At 74.3% G+C, this 15,351-nt stretch carries 12 protein-coding genes and 1 riboswitch; of the genes, 4 read left to right on the top strand and 8 right to left on the bottom strand.

What is annotated here, in order from left to right; genetic code table 11:
• Window positions 1-597 precede the first annotated feature (597 nt).
• The 5 genes from AMIR_RS42415 to ald form a co-directional block, all read right to left on the bottom strand.
• A complete protein-coding gene (locus tag AMIR_RS42415; RefSeq protein ID WP_015804940.1) occupies window positions 598-4,908 on the bottom strand; it encodes an ABC transporter ATP-binding protein in 4,311 nt (1,436 codons plus the stop codon).
• A gap of 8 nt (window positions 4,909-4,916) precedes the next feature.
• On the bottom strand, window positions 4,917-5,792 hold the full coding sequence (locus AMIR_RS30985; protein WP_015804939.1) for an ABC-2 transporter permease: 876 nt from the start codon (window positions 5,790-5,792) through the stop codon (window positions 4,917-4,919).
• Window positions 5,792-7,165, bottom strand: coding sequence for an ABC transporter ATP-binding protein (locus AMIR_RS30980; protein ID WP_015804938.1), 1,374 nt, complete (start codon window positions 7,163-7,165; stop codon window positions 5,792-5,794). Before AMIR_RS30980 ends, AMIR_RS30985 begins: the two co-directional genes overlap by 1 nt.
• A 50-nt stretch (window positions 7,166-7,215) precedes the next feature.
• On the bottom strand, window positions 7,216-7,647 hold the full coding sequence (locus AMIR_RS30975) for a hypothetical protein (RefSeq protein ID WP_187313460.1): 432 nt from the start codon (window positions 7,645-7,647) through the stop codon (window positions 7,216-7,218).
• Window positions 7,648-8,324: 677 nt separating this feature from the next.
• On the bottom strand, window positions 8,325-9,431 hold the full coding sequence (gene ald / locus AMIR_RS30970) for an alanine dehydrogenase (RefSeq protein WP_015804936.1): 1,107 nt from the start codon (window positions 9,429-9,431) through the stop codon (window positions 8,325-8,327).
• A gap of 186 nt (window positions 9,432-9,617) precedes the next feature.
• A riboswitch (glycine riboswitch) is annotated at window positions 9,618-9,710 on the top strand.
• A 131-nt stretch (window positions 9,711-9,841) separates the two neighbouring features.
• Here ald and gcvH point away from each other — a divergent pair.
• Window positions 9,842-10,225 carry a glycine cleavage system protein GcvH gene (gcvH, locus tag AMIR_RS30965; protein ID WP_015804935.1) on the top strand — a complete coding sequence of 128 codons (384 nt, stop codon included), beginning with the start codon at window positions 9,842-9,844 and terminating at the stop codon, window positions 10,223-10,225.
• 3 nt (window positions 10,226-10,228) lie between these two features.
• Window positions 10,229-11,596 carry an L-serine ammonia-lyase gene (locus tag AMIR_RS30960; RefSeq protein ID WP_015804934.1) on the top strand — a complete coding sequence of 456 codons (1,368 nt, stop codon included), beginning with the start codon at window positions 10,229-10,231 and terminating at the stop codon, window positions 11,594-11,596.
• 141 nt (window positions 11,597-11,737) lie between these two features.
• Here the strand turns inward: AMIR_RS30960 and AMIR_RS30955 are convergent, their stop codons facing one another.
• A complete protein-coding gene (locus AMIR_RS30955) occupies window positions 11,738-12,229 on the bottom strand; it encodes a glutathione peroxidase (protein ID WP_015804933.1) in 492 nt (163 codons plus the stop codon).
• Window positions 12,230-12,474: 245 nt separating this feature from the next.
• Window positions 12,475-12,894, bottom strand: a complete 420-nt coding sequence (locus AMIR_RS36405) for a subtilase-type protease inhibitor (protein ID WP_015804932.1) — start codon at window positions 12,892-12,894, stop codon at window positions 12,475-12,477.
• 169 nt (window positions 12,895-13,063) lie between these two features.
• Here AMIR_RS36405 and AMIR_RS40770 point away from each other — a divergent pair, with 169 nt between their 5' ends.
• Together AMIR_RS40770 and AMIR_RS30940 are read left to right on the top strand one after the other, a co-directional pair.
• Window positions 13,064-13,726, top strand: a complete 663-nt coding sequence (locus AMIR_RS40770; RefSeq protein WP_187313459.1) for a hypothetical protein — start codon at window positions 13,064-13,066, stop codon at window positions 13,724-13,726.
• Between the two features lie 238 nt (window positions 13,727-13,964).
• Complete coding sequence (locus tag AMIR_RS30940) at window positions 13,965-14,309, top strand: hypothetical protein (RefSeq protein WP_015804930.1); 345 nt, start codon at window positions 13,965-13,967, stop codon at window positions 14,307-14,309.
• Between the two features lies 1 nt (window position 14,310).
• Here AMIR_RS30940 and AMIR_RS42985 read toward each other — a convergent pair whose 3' ends face one another.
• Window positions 14,311-15,309 carry a Gfo/Idh/MocA family oxidoreductase gene (locus AMIR_RS42985; protein ID WP_015804929.1) on the bottom strand — a complete coding sequence of 333 codons (999 nt, stop codon included), beginning with the start codon at window positions 15,307-15,309 and terminating at the stop codon, window positions 14,311-14,313.
• Window positions 15,310-15,351: the final 42 nt, after the last annotated feature.

The following is a 15,351-nucleotide window of genomic DNA, read 5'->3' as shown; positions in this document are numbered from 1 at the left end:
GCGACCCGGCACGCCCCGTCGTTGGGGTGGGTGACGTGGCGTCACGAGCGGGCGGGAGGGGGCGTTCGTGAACGGCGGGTGGGGGCGGGTGCGGGAACAGCGTTTCGCACCGGCGGGCTGAGGCTGTGGGCCGCAGGACGCGGGTGGTTTGAGGCGGGCGGGCGGTCTGCGATAGGCGGCCTGCGACGGGCGGCCTGCGACGGGCGGCCTGCGACGGGCTGCCTGAGGCGAGCAGCCTGCGTCGGGCTGCCTGCGTCGGACTGCCTGCGGAGGCGGGCGGCGGCTTGAGCGGAACGCGGCCTGAAACAGCGGGCGATTCCGCGCCGGGCGGCTTGAGCCGGCGCGCGGGCTGCGCGCAGCGGGCAGTCGGCGGCCTGGGGCGGCGGGCGGTTGGCAGCCTGGGCGCCCGCTCTGCGGCCTGTGCCGAGCAAGCGTTTGCGCCCGCGTCGTCCCTGCGCTGGCCGCTGCCACCGCTGCGTCGGCTGTGCCTGCGCGTCTGCGCTCGCGTCAGGGCTGTGTTAGCCCTGCGCCCTGCGCTCGCACCAGGGTTGCCCGCGCCCCGCGCCCCGCGCCCTGCGCTCGTTGTTCGGTTGTCGGTCAAGCCCCAGGGGCGTCACCCGCCTTGGCGGTCGCGGTCACGCCGTGCGTGCCCGCCGTGGCCGAGGCCTCCACGATCGTGCCCCCGTCTGCGGCACTCTCGTCCGCCGCCCCCGCGCCTTCCACACCCCCGTGCTCCGGCGCCCCGTGCGCCCACAGGCGCGCGTACTGCCCGCCCAGCGCCAGCAGCTCCTCGTGCGTCCCCTCCTCGGCCACCCGGCCGCCCGACAGGACCACGATGCGGTCCGCCCGCGCGGCCGTCGCCAGGCGGTGGGCCACCACGAACGTGGTCCTGCTGCCCGACAGGTGGTCGCTCGCCGCCAGCACCGCCGACTCGGTCGCCGGGTCCAGCGCGGCCGTCGCCTCGTCCAGCAGCAGCACGTCCGGGCGCACCAGCTCCGCCCGCGCGAGCGCCACCAGCTGCCGCTGCCCGGCCGACAGCCCCTGCCCGCGCTCGCCCACCTGCTGCCTGAACCCGTTCGGCAGGGCCGCGACCACCGGCAGCGCGCCCACCGCCCGCACCGCCTCCTCGACCTCGGCGGGCGTCGCGCCCGGCCTGCCGTACGCGACGTTCTCCGCCACGTCCCCGCCGAACAGGTGCGCCTCCTGCGGCACCACGCCCAGCCGCCGCCGGAACGCGCCGAGGTCGTACTCGCGCACGTCCCTGCCGTCCACCAGCACCCGCCCGCCGGTCACGTCGTAGAACCGCGCCACCAGCTTCACCAGCGTCGACTTGCCCGCCCCGGTCTCCCCGACCAGCGCCACCGTCTCGCCCGCCCGCACCCGCAGCGACACCCCGTCCAGCGCGGGCTCCTCCGCCCCCGAGTACCGGAACACCACGTCCCGCAGCTCCACCTCGCCGCGCAACCGCTCCACCGGAGCCGGGTCGGCGGCGGGCGGCACGGTCGTCGGGGTGCGCAGCAGGTCGCCGATCCGGGCCAGGCCCACCCGCGCCTGCTGGTAGCCGTCGAACACCCCGGACAGCTGGAACAGCGGCGAGAAGAACAGCCCCAGGTACAGCACGAACGCCAGCAGCACGCCCGGCGACAGGCTCCCCTCCGCCACCCGGTACGCGCCCACCACCAGCACCGCCGCCTGCGCCACCCCGGACAGCAGCGCCAGGAACGGGAAGTACGTCGCGATGTACCGCTGCGCCCTGATCCTGGCCCGCCGGTACGCGTCGCTGCGCGCGGCGAACGCCTCCGCCGACCGCTCCTCCCGCGTGTAGGCCTGCGCGACCCGCAGACCCGACACGTTCTCCTGCAGGTCCGCGTTCACCGCGCTGACCCGCTCCCGCGCCTCCGCGTACGCCCGCGACGACACCCGCTGGAACAGCACCGTCGCCACCGCCAGCACCGGCAGCACGGACAGCGCCACCAGCGCCAACCCCGGATCGGTCACCACCAGCGCCACCGCGATGCCCGCCACGGTCAGCACGCTGATCACGAACGTGGTCAGCCCGGTCTGCAGGAAGCTCGACAGCGCGTCCACGTCCGTGGTCATCCGGGTCATGATCCGCCCGGCCATCTCGCGCTCGTAGTAGTCCAGCCCGAGCCGCTGCAGGTGCGCGTAGCTGCGCACCCGCAGCAGGTACAGCAGCCGCTCGCCGACCCGCGCGGTCAGCACCGTGCCGATCCGGGTGGAGCACCAGCCGACCGCGACCAGCAGCAGCCCGACCAGCGACACCACCCACAGCGCACCCTGCTCGCCGCCGCCGACGCCCCGGTCGACGCCGATCCGCACCAGGTTCGGCAGCGCGATCGCGAGCGCGGTGTCCACGAGCAGCAGCGCGCCCACGGCCACCATCGACCAGCGCACCGGGCGCAGCAGCCTGAGCAGCCGGAACCCCGGATCGGGCGCGCTCGGGTCCTCGCCGGGCAGCCGGGGCTCCTCGGTGGCGGGCGGCAACGTCCGCACCCGCTCGACCAGCTCCGGGGTCGGCGGCGCGCCACCGGCCAGCGCCGAGGTCCCCGGCCCGCGCCTGCCGCCGGACGGCGCGGCGACGGACCGGTTCTCCGCGCGCAGCACCAGCTCGTCGTCGACGACCTCGGGCCACAGCGCGGGCGTCACGCCTGCGGGGGCGGACGACGGGGCAGATCCCGCGCCGGACGACGGCGCCACCCCCGCGCCGGACGACGAGGCGGACGACGAGGCGGACTCGGCGCCGGAGGTCGGGGCGGACTCGGCACCCGAGGTCGGGGCGTCCGCGCCGGACCGCTCGGCGGTCCGCTCGGCGGTCTGCTCGGCCGAGACCCTGGGCGACTGGTTCGCGGCGCCCTCGCGTCGCGAGTCCGCGCGCTGCTCGACCAGGTCCGCACCCGGCCAGGGCGCGCTCACCCCGCCGTTCCGCGCCGCCGCGCCCGAGGCCCGGTCGACCGAACCCGCGCCGTTCCCGCTCTCCGGGCCCACCGCTGAACCGGCTGCCCCGAGAGCGCCGCTCCCGGCCGCCGCCCCGGCCACCCGCTCGATCGCCTCACCCGGCCCCGCCAGCAGCTCCCGGTACAGCTCGCAGCGCCCCCACAGCTCCGCGTGCGCCCCCACGTCCACCACGCGCCCCGCGTCCAGCACCGCGATCCGGTCCGCCAGCGCCAGCGACGACCGCCGGTGCGCCACCAGCAGCGTCGTCCGCGTCGCCGTCACCGACGCCAGCGTCCGGTGGATCGCCGCCTCGGTCGCCGTGTCCACCGCCGACGTCGCGTCGTCCAGCACCAGCACCCTCGGGTCCGACAGCAGCGCCCGCGCCAGCGCCACCCGCTGCCGCTGCCCGCCCGACAGGGTCAGCCCGCGCTCCCCGACCACCGCCCCGTACCCGCCGGGCAGCGCCGAGATGAACCCGTGCGCCTCCGCCGCCCGCGCCGCCGCCTCGACCTCCGCGTCGGTGGCGTCCGGCCGCCCGTACGCGATGTTCGCCCGCACCGTGTCCGAGAACAGGAACGCCTCCTCGAACACCACCCCCACGGTCCGCCGCAGCGACCCCAGCCGCAGCCCGCGCACGTCGACCCCGCCGACCGACACCGAGCCCTCGTGCACGTCGTAGAACCGGGGCAGCAGCAGCGACACCGTCGACTTGCCCGACCCGGCCGTGCCGACCAGCGCCAGCGTCTCGCCCGGCGCGACCTCCAGCGACACCCCGGACAGCACCGGCTCGCTGCGCGCGTACCCGAACACCACCCCGTCCAGCCGCACCCCGACCGGCCCGTCGGGCACGTCCACCGCGTCCGGCGCGTCCACCACGGCGGACTGCGAGTCGACCAGCTCGTACACCCGCTCCACACCCGCCCGCGCCAGCTGCGCCGTCACCATCAGGCTCGCCAGCAGCCGCGTCGGCCCGATCAGCGCGGCCACGTAGCTCGCGAACGCCAGGAACGTCCCCAGCGACACCTCGCCGCGCAGCGCCAGCCACCCGCCCGCCGCGAGCACCGCCACCTGCCCCGCGTACGGCAGCGCGTTCAGCGTCGCCGACGGCCGCGCCGTCAGCCGCGCCGCCCGCATCCGCTCCGCGAACAGCACCCGCGCCCGCCGCTCCAGCGCCGCGACCTCCCGCGTCTCCTGCCCGAAGCCCTTGACCACGCGCACCCCGGTCACGGTCTCCTCGACCTGCTGCGCCACGTCCGCCGCCCGCTGCTGCGCCGACCAGGTCGCCGGGAACAGCGTCAGCCTGGTCCGCGCGGCCACCACCCCCACGGCGGGCACGATCACCAGCGCGATCAGCGTCAGCGGCGGCGAGAGCCAGCACATCGCGACCAGCGAGGCCAGCGCGAACGCGACCGTGCCGAACGCCAGCGGCGTCATCGACAGCAGGCTCTGCACCAGCTGCAGGTCGGTGATCGACCGCGACACCACCTGCCCGGTCCGCAGCACGTCCTGCTTCTGCCCGTCCAGCCGCTGCACCGACGAGAACACCGCCTGCCGCAGGTCGTGCTGCACGTCGACGGCCAGCCGCCCGCCCAGGTACCGCCGGACGAACGCGGTGCCGAACGTCAGCAGCTCCACCCCCACCAGCACCGAGGCCAGCAGCGCGAGCCGGTCGGTCCGCCCGGCCACCGCGTCGTCCACCGCGACCTTCAGCAGCAGCGGCCCGGCCGCCTGCAGGCCCACGCCGACGACGGCGGCGAGCACCGACCACACCACGAGGGAGCGGTGCTGCCAGCACGCCGAGGCGAGTCTGCGGATCCAACCGGGGGAGTTCGTCACGATCTCCACACTAGGTCGGTCCCCCGACAGATCAGCGGGCCGCTTCCGGCCTCCGGGACGACTCAGGGCCGCCTCCCGGAAGGAGACGGCCCTGAGCTGCGGCAACGCCGCGAACATCTACCTGATCAGGTGATGTCGCGCTTCTGCGTCACGGCCCAGCCGCCCGCGAAGAACACCGCGGTCCAGCCGAGGAACACCAGCGTGCTCAGCCACCAGTCCAGCGCGCCCGCCGCGCCCGCCGCGCCCATCAGGACCTCCTTGAGGCCGTCCGGGACCACGCCGACGTTGCCCATGAACACGTCGGCCGCCACACCGCCGGTGATGCCGTTGGCCGCGCCGTTCGGCAGGAACGCGATGACCGACGACAGGTCCTGGAACTGGAGCACCAGCTGCAGGCCGTTCTCGATCACCAGCATGTACAGCACCAGCACCACGGTCGTGCCGACGGTGCTGTTCATCAGCGCGCCGACGCCGACGCCGAACATGGTCATCAGCATCGTGGACAGCACGCCGACCGCGCACAGCGCGAACCAGCCACCGGCCTCGGGCAGCTGGCTGGAGTCGGCGGTCAGCGCGATGCCGATGCTGACCGTGGTCACGATGATCAGGCCGTAGATCGCGCCCCAGGCCAGGTAGACGACCAGCTTCGCGGTCATCGCCGACACCCGGTTCGGCGCGGTGAGGAACGTCGTGGTGATCGTCTTGCGGTTGAACTCGCTCGCCACCGCGAGCCCGCCGAAGATCATCGGGAAGATCGTGGCGATGTTGATGCTGCGGGTGATGCCGAACACCGACAGCTTCCACTGGTCGGCGGACACGCCCAGCAGCCCGCCGAGCAGCACGTCGCCGTCCTCGGACGTGAGCGCCTCGCCGATGCTCTGGAGCAGCGCGCCGGTGCCCAGCGACCAGCCCAGCGCCAGCAGCACCGTCGGGATCATCAGGCCCCACCACAGGCCCGTGGTGGTGGTCTTGCGGAACTCCGCGCTGATCAAGCCGCCCATCACGCACCGCCCCCGAGACCGCTCTGCCCCTGCTGACCCTGCTGGTTGCCGCCGGGCGGCGGCGCGTACGGCGAGTCGGGGGTCGGCGGCGCCTGGTGGTCCGGCGCGGCCGGGAACTGGCCCGACGTCGGCTGCTGGTAGCCCTGCTGCTGGTACGCCTGCTGCTGCGGGTCGTACCCCTGCGGCGGCTGCTGCTGGTAGCCCTGCTGCTGCGGGTCGAAGCCCGGCTGCTGCTGGTAGCCCTGCGGCGGCTGCTGCGGGTACCCCTGCGGGGCCTGCTGCTGGTACGCCTGCTGCGGGTCGTAGCCCGGCTGCCCCTGGTAGCCCTGCTGGGGCTGCTGCGGGTAGCCCGGCTGGGCCGGGTAGCCGGGGGGCGGGGTGTGGTAGCCGGTCTGCTGCGGCGGCTGCTGCTGGTAGGCCTGGGCGAAGCCCGGAGGCGGCGCCTGGTAGCCCGGCATCGGCGCGCCCGTGTACTGGCCGCTCGTCAGCTGGAAGAACAGCCGCTCCAGGTCGACCCGTTCCTCCTGGATGCCGTACACCGACACGCCCGCCTTCAGCGCGACGTCCGCGATGTGCTTCGGCTCGGCCCCGCTGACCGCGATCCGGCCGTCCGGGGTCTGCTCGATCGCCGACAGCCCGTCCGCCTGCAGCGCCGCGACCAGCGCCGCCGGGTCGGACGGCTGCACCAGCACCCGGTTCTGCTGGGAGCCGCGCAGCTGGTCCAGCGACCCGTAGTACATGGTCTGGCCCCGGCTGACGATCACCACCTGGTCGACCGTCTGCTCGACCTCGGCCAGCAGGTGGCTGGAGATCAGCACCGTGCGACCGCTGCGCGCGTACGACTGGAGGAACTGGCGCAGCCAGGCGATGCCCTCGGGGTCGAGGCCGTTCGCGGGCTCGTCCAGCACCAGGATCTGCGGGTCGCCGAGCAGCGCGGTGGCCAGGGCCAGCCGCTGCTTCATGCCGAGCGAGAAGCCGCCTGCCTTGCGGTCGGCCGCCGCGCCCAGCCCGACGAGCTGGAGCACCTGGTCGGCCCGCTGGTCGGGCACGCCCATCGCCGCCGCGTACACCCGCAGGTGGTTGCGGGCCGTCCGCGACGGGTGGACGCCCTGCGCCTCCAGCACCGCGCCCACCACGCGGCCGGGGTTCCCCAGCTCGGTGAAGGGCCTGCCGTTGATCAGCGCGGTGCCCGCCGTGGGCGTCACCAGGCCGAGCAACATGCGCAACGTCGTAGTCTTTCCGGCCCCGTTGGGGCCGAGGAAGCCGGTCACCGAACCCGGTTCCACCGTGAAGCTCAAGTTCTGCACCGCCGCGACCGGACCGAACTGCTTGGTCAAGCCCTGCACCACGATGCGGCCACTGCCGTCGTGCACGCCGTCCCTCCCGAATGTGCTGCTCGGGGGCCCATCCTGCCCTAGACGGGTCAGTCGGGGAGGGCGTGTCGCGGTTTCGACACCACGACGGGGATCTCCTGGGTGACCTCCTCGGGTCCCTCCGGGTCGGGCTCGGGCGCGCTCCCCGGTTCGGTGAACGCGGTCTGGCGGGTGAACGGGTTGCGCAGCGGCTTGCGCCGCTCGCGGTGCGGGACGCCGTCCCCGATCAGGTGCTGGTGGGCCATCGTCCAGACCTGGCACGGCCACTTCTTGTGCCGCAGCACGCCGGGGCACGCGCGGCAGCGGCCGTCGGGATCGGGCTGGTGAACGGTGAGCAGCAGCCTCCAGCCGTCGGCGAGGCGGTGGATCTCGGCGCGGGCGAGCGGCACGAGCGAGTCGGCCTCGCCGCTCTCGGCGGCCTCGTCCAGCAGGGCCAGGCGGCGCAGGACGGCGGCGCGCAGCGACTCGTCCACGGCGCTCACGCCCCCTTCGCGGCCGAGGCCGTTCGCCCGTGCGGGTGGAGTTCCCGCGACGGGGGAGAGTTCTCCGGTCGGGCGGGCGCAGTGGCGGAGATCACGCCCGTCGCGGCTCGCGCGCCGGGCGCGTCGGCTGGGCGTGTCGCGGTGGCGGCGGGCGCCGGGGCGGGCGCCGGACCGGGTGCGGCGCCGGGCGTCGAGGCCCGTGCCGGGGCGGGCGCCGGGGTGGCCGCCCAGGTGGGCGCGGCGCAGGGAGCGGCACCGGAGGGGGTGCCGGGGGTGGTGCGCGCGGTCCGGCCGCGGGGTCGTGTCACGGGTGCTCCGATCCGGGTCGGCGGTGCTGGGTGCCGGGGACCGGGGCGCGTGTCCACGCGACGCCGCGCGACCCCGTCCTGACCATCGGTCGCGGGCGCGCGAGTGCTTACCCGTGAACACCGGATTCACTCGTTTGCTTGAGCATTCCGGCATACCCGGTGCGGGTCGACCCGCGTGTCACTTCGGTGGGGTGCTGGGCAGCGGAGGTCGTTGCCGGCTAAGATGGTGGCGCGGCCCGCTCCCAGTGACCCCCAGGCTGGTTGAGCGGGTCGCCTCTTCTTCTCCAGGCGAAGGGGCGCCCACCGGATTCCGGTGGGCGCCCCTTCGCCGTTCCAGGACCTCGGCAGATCGGACCGGATCAGATCGGATCAGACCGGGTACGGCGCGTGCGGCAGGTCGTGCGCGAGGGCCACCGGGCCGTTGGTCAGCGCGCCCCGGTGCGCGTTCAGGCCCAGCATCAGCGCGTGGTCGGCGCGCAGCGCCTCCGCCCAGCCCCGGTCGGCCAGCGCCGCCGCGTACGGCAGGGTCACGTTGGTCAGCGCGTACGTCGAGGTGCGCGGCACCGCGCCCGGCATGTTCGCCACGCAGTAGAACACCGAGTCGTGCACCGGGTAGGTCGGGTCGGCGTGCGTGGTCGGCCGCGAGTCGGCGAAGCACCCGCCCTGGTCGATCGCGATGTCCACCAGCACCGAGCCCGGCCGCATCCGCGCCACCAGCGCGTTGTCCACCAGCTTCGGCGCCCGCGCGCCCGGCACCAGCACCGCCCCGATCACCAGGTCCGCCTCCAGCACGGCCTGCTCCACCGCGTACCGGGTCGACGCGACCGTGCGCAGCCGGTTCCCGAAGCGCGCGTCGACCTGCCGCAGCCGGTCCACGCTCGTGTCCAGCACCTCCACGTCCGCGCCCATGCCGACCGCGATCGTCGCCGCGCTGAGCCCGGCCACGCCGCCGCCGATCACCACCACCCGCGCCGGGTGCACGCCGGGCACCCCGCCGGGCAGCACCCCGCGCCCACCGGACGGCTTCATCAGCGCGAACGCCCCCACCTGCGGCGCGAGCCTGCCCGCCACCTCCGACATCGGCGCCAGCAGCGGCAGCGCGCCGCCCGCCGACTGCACCGTCTCGTAGGCGATCGCGGTCGTGCCCGAGGCCAGCAGCGCCTCGGTCAGCGGCCGGTCCGCGGCCAGGTGCAGGTAGGTGAACAGCACCTGGCCCTCCCGCAGCCTCGGGTACTCCTCGGCCACCGGCTCCTTCACCTTCAGCACCAGCTCGCCCTCGGCCCACACGTCGTCGGCCGAGGCCAGCACCTTGGTGCCCGCCGCCAGGTACTCGTCGTCGGGGATCGCGGAGCCCAGGCCCGCGCCCGCCTCGACGAACACCTCGTGGCCGCGCGCGGACAGCTCGTGGGCGCCAGCCGGGGTGAGGGCGACGCGGTACTCGTGGTTCTTGACCTCGCGGGGGACTGCGATGCGCACGGTGGCCTCCTTCGCTGCGGTGATTGCCTAAAGGTCGGGTACCCGCTGCGGGGTGTCATCGTGCTCACAGCACGAACAGGACCCCTGGCGCTTGTGCGCGCCGACCAATCGTTGACACCCCCAGGGCGGGCACCTAGCGTTCGGGACTCAACTGAACATCGGCCGCGGCGTCCCTGGCGGGGCGCCGGATCACCGGCGGGAGAGTCCTCGGGAACAACCGGGGCGCCGAAGGAGCAAGTACCCCGCACACTCTCAGGCAACGGGAACCGCCGGGGTGAGGCCGCTCTGGAAAGCGCACCCCGAAGGGGGAGGCGCACCCACGGTGCAAGCCGCTCGCGCGGCGAAGCTCTCAGGTACCAGGACAGAGTGGGGGATCACCCCACCACAGGTCCCGCGACAGGAGCGCCGCCGTGCCCGCATTCCCCGAGAACCTGCTGTACACCGCCGACCACGAGTGGGTCGACTGGACGCCCGGCACCCAGGAGCCGGTGTCGGTCGGCATCACCTCGTACGCCGCCGAGTCGCTGGGCGACATCGTGTTCGTGCAGCTGCCCGAGGTGGGCGAGCGCGTCACGTCCGGGCAGGTGTGCGGCGAGCTGGAGTCGACCAAGTCGGTCAGCGACCTGTACGCGCCGGTGAGCGGCGAGGTCGTGGAGGTCAACACCGGCGCGGTGGAGGACCCCGCGCTGGTCAACGGCGACCCGTATGGCGGCGGGTGGCTGTTCAAGGTCCGGGTCGAGAGCGCCGAGGGGCTGCTCACGGCCGCGAAGTACGCCGAGCTGACCGGCGACTGACCGGTGGCGATCAGCGTCTTCGACCTGTTCTCCGTCGGCATCGGGCCCTCCAGCTCCCACACGGTGGGCCCGATGCGGGCGGCGGCGACGTTCGCGGAGCGGGTGCGCGGGGCGTCCGGCGAGGTGCGCAGGGTGCGGGTGGAGCTGTTCGGCTCGCTCGGCGCCACCGGGCACGGTCACGGCAGCCCCAAGGCCGTGCTGCTCGGCCTGGAGGGGAACCGGCCGGAGGAGGTCGACCCGGTCGTCGCGGAGGCGCGGGTGGCCGAGATCAGGGCGGCGGGCGCGCTGCGGCTCGGCGGTCGCGCGGAGATCGCGTTCCGCGAGCCCGACGACCTGGTGATGCACCGCCGCAAGTCGCTGCCGCTGCACCCGAACGGGATGGTGTTCGAGGCGTTCGACGCGGCAGGCGCGAGCCTGGACCGGGCCGAGTACTACTCGGTCGGGGGCGGGTTCGTGGTCGACGAGCACGCGTCGGGCGCGGACCGCATCAAGCCCGACACGACCCCGCTGGCCCACCCGTTCCGCACCGGCGACGAGCTGCTGGACCTGACCGCGTCCACCGGGCTGCGGATCAGCGAGGTGATGCTGGCGAACGAGCTGGCGTGGCGCAGCGAGGACGAGGTGCGGCGGGGGCTGCTGCACATCTGGCAGGTGATGCAGGACTGCGTCGAGCGCGGCTGCACCGAGCAGGGCGTGCTGCCGGGCGGGTTGAAGGTGCGGCGGCGGGCGGCGGAGATGAGGCGGTCGCTGCGCGACGAGCACTACGCCACGGACCCGCTGCGGGTGATGGACTGGGTGACGCTGTTCGCGCTGGCGGTGAACGAGGAGAACGCGGCGGGCGGCCGTGTCGTGACCGCGCCGACGAACGGGGCGGCCGGGATCGTGCCCGCGGTGCTGCACTACTACGCGCGCTTCGTGCCGGGCGCCTCGGACGACGGCGTGGTGCGGTTCCTGCTGACGGCGGGGGCGGTGGGGGTGCTGTTCAAGGAGAACGCGTCCATCTCCGGCGCCGAGGTGGGGTGCCAGGGGGAGGTCGGGTCGGCCTGCTCGATGGCGGCGGCGGGGTTGGCCGAGGTGCTGGGCGGGACCGCGACGCAGGTGGAGAACGCGGCGGAGATCGCGATGGAGCACAACCTCGGGCTGACGTGCGACCCGATCGGGGGACTGGTGCAGATCCCGTGCATCGAGCGGAACGCGCTGGCGTCGATCAAGGCGATCACGGCGGCTCGGATGGCGCTCCGGGGGGACGGGTCGCACTTCGTGTCGTTGGACAAGGTCATCAAGACCATGCGGGAGACGGGGAAGGACATGAAGGTGAAGTACAAGGAGACGGCGCGGGGCGGGTTGGCCGTGAACGTCATCGAGTGCTGAGCCGCTGTCCCGAAGCCGTCCCGAAGTGACGTGGGCCCGCGCACCGGTTGGTGCGCGGGCCCACGTCGTGGTTCGGGTTCTGCGTTCGGCCTCCCGGTCCCGATCGTCCGACCCCGGCCGTCCGACCCCGGCCGCCCGGCCTCAGGCGTTCGGCAGAGCGGCCTCGACCGCGCGCACGACCGCCTCGTCCTCCGGTTCGGTCCTCGGGCGGAAGCGCGCCAGGACCTCGCCGTCGGGGGACAGCAGGAACTTCTCGAAGTTCCACTGCACGTCGCCCGCCGCGCCGTCGGCGTCCGCGCTCTCCACGAGGGCCTCGTACACCGGGTGCCGGTTCGCGCCGTTGACCTCGACCTTCTCGAACATCGGGAACGTCACGCCGTACGTCGCCGAGCAGAACGTGGCGATCTCCTCCGCCGTGCCCGGCTCCTGGCCGCCGAACTGGTTGCACGGGAAGCCCACCACGGAGAAGCCCTGCGGGGCGTACTTCGCGTGCAGCCGCTCCAGCGCCGAGTACTGCGGGGTCAGCCCGCACTTGGAGGCGACGTTGACCACCAGCAGCGCCTTGCCCCGCAGCGAACCGAGGCTGCTCGGCTCGCCGGTCAGGGTGTTCACCGCGATGTCGTGGATGCTCATGGCGCACAGGCTACGGGGCTGGAGTGGGACGTCCGGGTGACGCGCGCCGGTGGCGCGGACGGGCGGGGGGTTTCCCCCGCGTTTCACGGATGTGAAGGACTGTTGACAAGGCAAACCCGCCCTCCCTACGGTCAGAGGCGCGGGCCCGGCCCGCCCACAGACCCCCGGCGGGGGCCACGACTTCGGCGGCGGTGTCGTGGGTCCCGCCGGGCCTTTTTTGTTGTGGGGGGCGGACTTCCGGCGGATCAGTCCTTGGCGAACGAGAACACGGACTTGGTCACCGAGCCCATCACGCACGGGTTCGAGTACTCGCCGGAGAACGAGCGCGTCTGACCCCGCCACACGCCCAGCACGGACACCTTGATCGGGTTGTACTCCATCGTGCAGACCTGGTTCGAGTCGCGCATCCGGCCGACGTGGCCGTTCACCTCGGCCAGGGCCAGGCAGGCCTGCCACGCTCTCTGGTGCGTGCCGCTGGGCGGGTCGCAGCGCAGGAGCGCCTGCTCGTGCTCGCCGCCGGAGTCGACCTTGGTGAGGACCAGGACGGTGGGCTGGTACAGCGGCAGGATGCCGGGACCCGAGTCCGGGGTGGCCGCGGCCTGCGCTGGGAGGGCGAGCACGGGCGCCAGGGCGGCGGCGGCCACGAGGAGTGGAATAGGTGTCATGGGATTCACATTGCGCGGTGATGCTCCCCCACTCCAGCCCGCTCACCGCATCGTGTGACCTGGGTGGGTTGATCGGCTGAGGTGGCGCGCCAATACCCGCGTTATCCGGGGTATTGTTCAACCAGGAGCTGGTGAGGGGGCGTTTGTGGTGGTCGCGCGGTCCGAGTGGATGACGGTCGCGGACGCTGCGGCCCAGCTCGGGGTGACCCCGGACCGGGTGCGCGAGATCGCCGCCGCCGGCCGCTTGGAGGTTCTGCGGCTCGGACCGCGCAGCACGCTGGTCAGCGCGGAGTCCGTGGCTCGCAGGCTGGCCGGAGCGCCTGGGGCCGGGAGGCCGCTCTCGGCCCAGGGGGCCTGGAGCGCGCTGCTGCTCGCCTCGGGGACCACCCCGCCCTGGGCCGTGCCCACCCGGTACCGGGGGGTCCCACGACGGCCGCTCCGGGAGTGGCCGAAGCTCATGTCCCGGCGGAGCCGGGTGCGCCGGGTCCGCGTTCTCGGGGCGCTGCGGGACCGGTTGGTGGAGCAGCCCGGTGTGGCGCTGGGCGGCGCCGCCGCGGCCAATCACCACGGCGCGGGGCTGGTCGTCGCCGGCGACGACCCGGTCGAGCTGTACCTGCCGCCGGAGGCCGAGGCCGAGCTGCGCGGACGTCGGGGGATCGGCTGGGACCCGGTCGACCCCAACGTGGTGCTGCGCGTCCTGCCGCCGCTGCCGTGGGGAGGGCTGCTCGCGGACGGCGTGGTGCCCAAGGCCGTTGCTGCGGCCGACCTGCTCGACCTCGGCGACGACCGGTCGCGCCGGGCAGCCGGTGAGCTGCTCGGACGGGACCGCTAGCCTGCCGCGCCATGAGCAGCGAGTCCCGGTGGCCGCGACTGCCCGTGATCGGTGACGTCGTCCTGCCCGAGCAGGACAGGGCGCTGTGGACGCCCCTGCTGGACCTGAGCAGGCGCTTGCCCGCCGAGCACGTGGTCATCGGCGGGGTGATGGTCTACCTCCACGGTTTGGCCGCAGGGAAGCCTCCCCACCGCGTCACCCGCGACGTGGACGTGAGGTTCCGGCCGGGCAGGAGGCGTTGGAGCACCGGGTCGTCCTGCGGGCGGCGCACGGCGGGGACGCGGCGGAGATCGTCGTGCCCGACCTGGCCAGGGCGCTCAAGCTCAAAGCCGCCGCCTACGACCAGCACCGCCGCGCCCGCCCTGCCGACGCGTGGAACTCCCGGCACCTGACCGATCTGGCGTTCCTCTGCTCGGTGGTCGACGACCCCGACGCCGTGCGGGACGACCTGGGGGCCACTCCCGAGGGCGGTCACCTCGCGCTCGCCGCCGTGCTCGACCCGCCCTCCCACCTCGCCTGGACCGCGCTCGGGAAGGCCGCCGAGGACGCGCGGTTGGTGTGGGAGGTGCTGCGCGGGGCGTGAGCTACAGCTCCACCACCCGCCCCGTGCGCGCCGACTCGAACGCCGCCTCCACGACCTCCAACCCCGCGATCGCGTCCTCCACCGGCACCGGGGACTCCCGCCTCGCCACGGCCGCGTAGAAGTCCTGGTACGCGCCGCGCTCCAGCTCCACCGGCGCACCGCCCAGCGTCGCCGGGCCGGGGTCGTGGCCCCAAGTCGGGCCGCCGGGGAGCTCGCCTGCGCGCAGGGCCGCCTCCTGCGGGTCCATCCCGCGCTTCACGAACGACGAGCGCGAGCCCAGTACCCGGAACCTCGGCCCCAGGTCGTTCGCCAGGGCCGACGCCCACAGGTGGGACACCTCGCCGCCCCCGTGGGTCAGGGCCAGGAAAGCGTCGTCGTGGGCCTGCGCCCCGGCGCGCAGCGCGCGCACCTCCGCGTACACCGACCGCGGCCTGCCGAACAGCGCCACCGCCTGGTCCACCAGGTGCGTCCCCAGGTCGTACACGACGCTCCCCAGCGCCTCCGGGTCCGCCGACTCCTTCCACCCCGGCCTCACCTCCGGGCGCCAGCGCTCGAACCTGGACTCGAACCGGTGCACCGCCCCCAGCTCCCCGTCGCGCACCAGGCGCGCCGCCGTGCGGAAGTCGCCGTCCCAGCGGCGGTTGTGGAACGGGGCCAGCAGCAACCCCCGCGCCTCCGCCAGGGCCGCCAACCCCCGCGCCTCCTCCGCCGTCGCGGCGAACGGCTTGTCCACCACCACGCTCAGCCCGCGCTCCAACGCCGCCCGCGCGTGCGCCGCGTGCAACCGGTTCGGGGTGGTCACCACCACCAGGTCGAAGTCCGCCGCCCGCGACCACAGCTCCTCCGCCGACGTCAGCACCTCCACCCCCGGATACCGGCCTTCCACCTCACCCGATCGGGAGGTGACGACGGCTGACAGGGTCAGCCCCTCGACGGTAGACAGGAACGGTGCGTGGAAAGCGGTTCCGCCTAGGCCGAAACCGAGCAGTGCGGTGCGCATTCCGCCGAGCGTAGAACAAGCGGCCCGTCCAGTGGCTCCCAC

This window comes from Actinosynnema mirum DSM 43827 (assembly GCF_000023245.1).
GTDB lineage: Bacteria > Actinomycetota > Actinomycetes > Mycobacteriales > Pseudonocardiaceae > Actinosynnema > Actinosynnema mirum.
The sequence above is the reverse complement of the archived record's forward strand: the minus strand, read 5'-3'. Positions and strand labels throughout refer to the sequence as shown.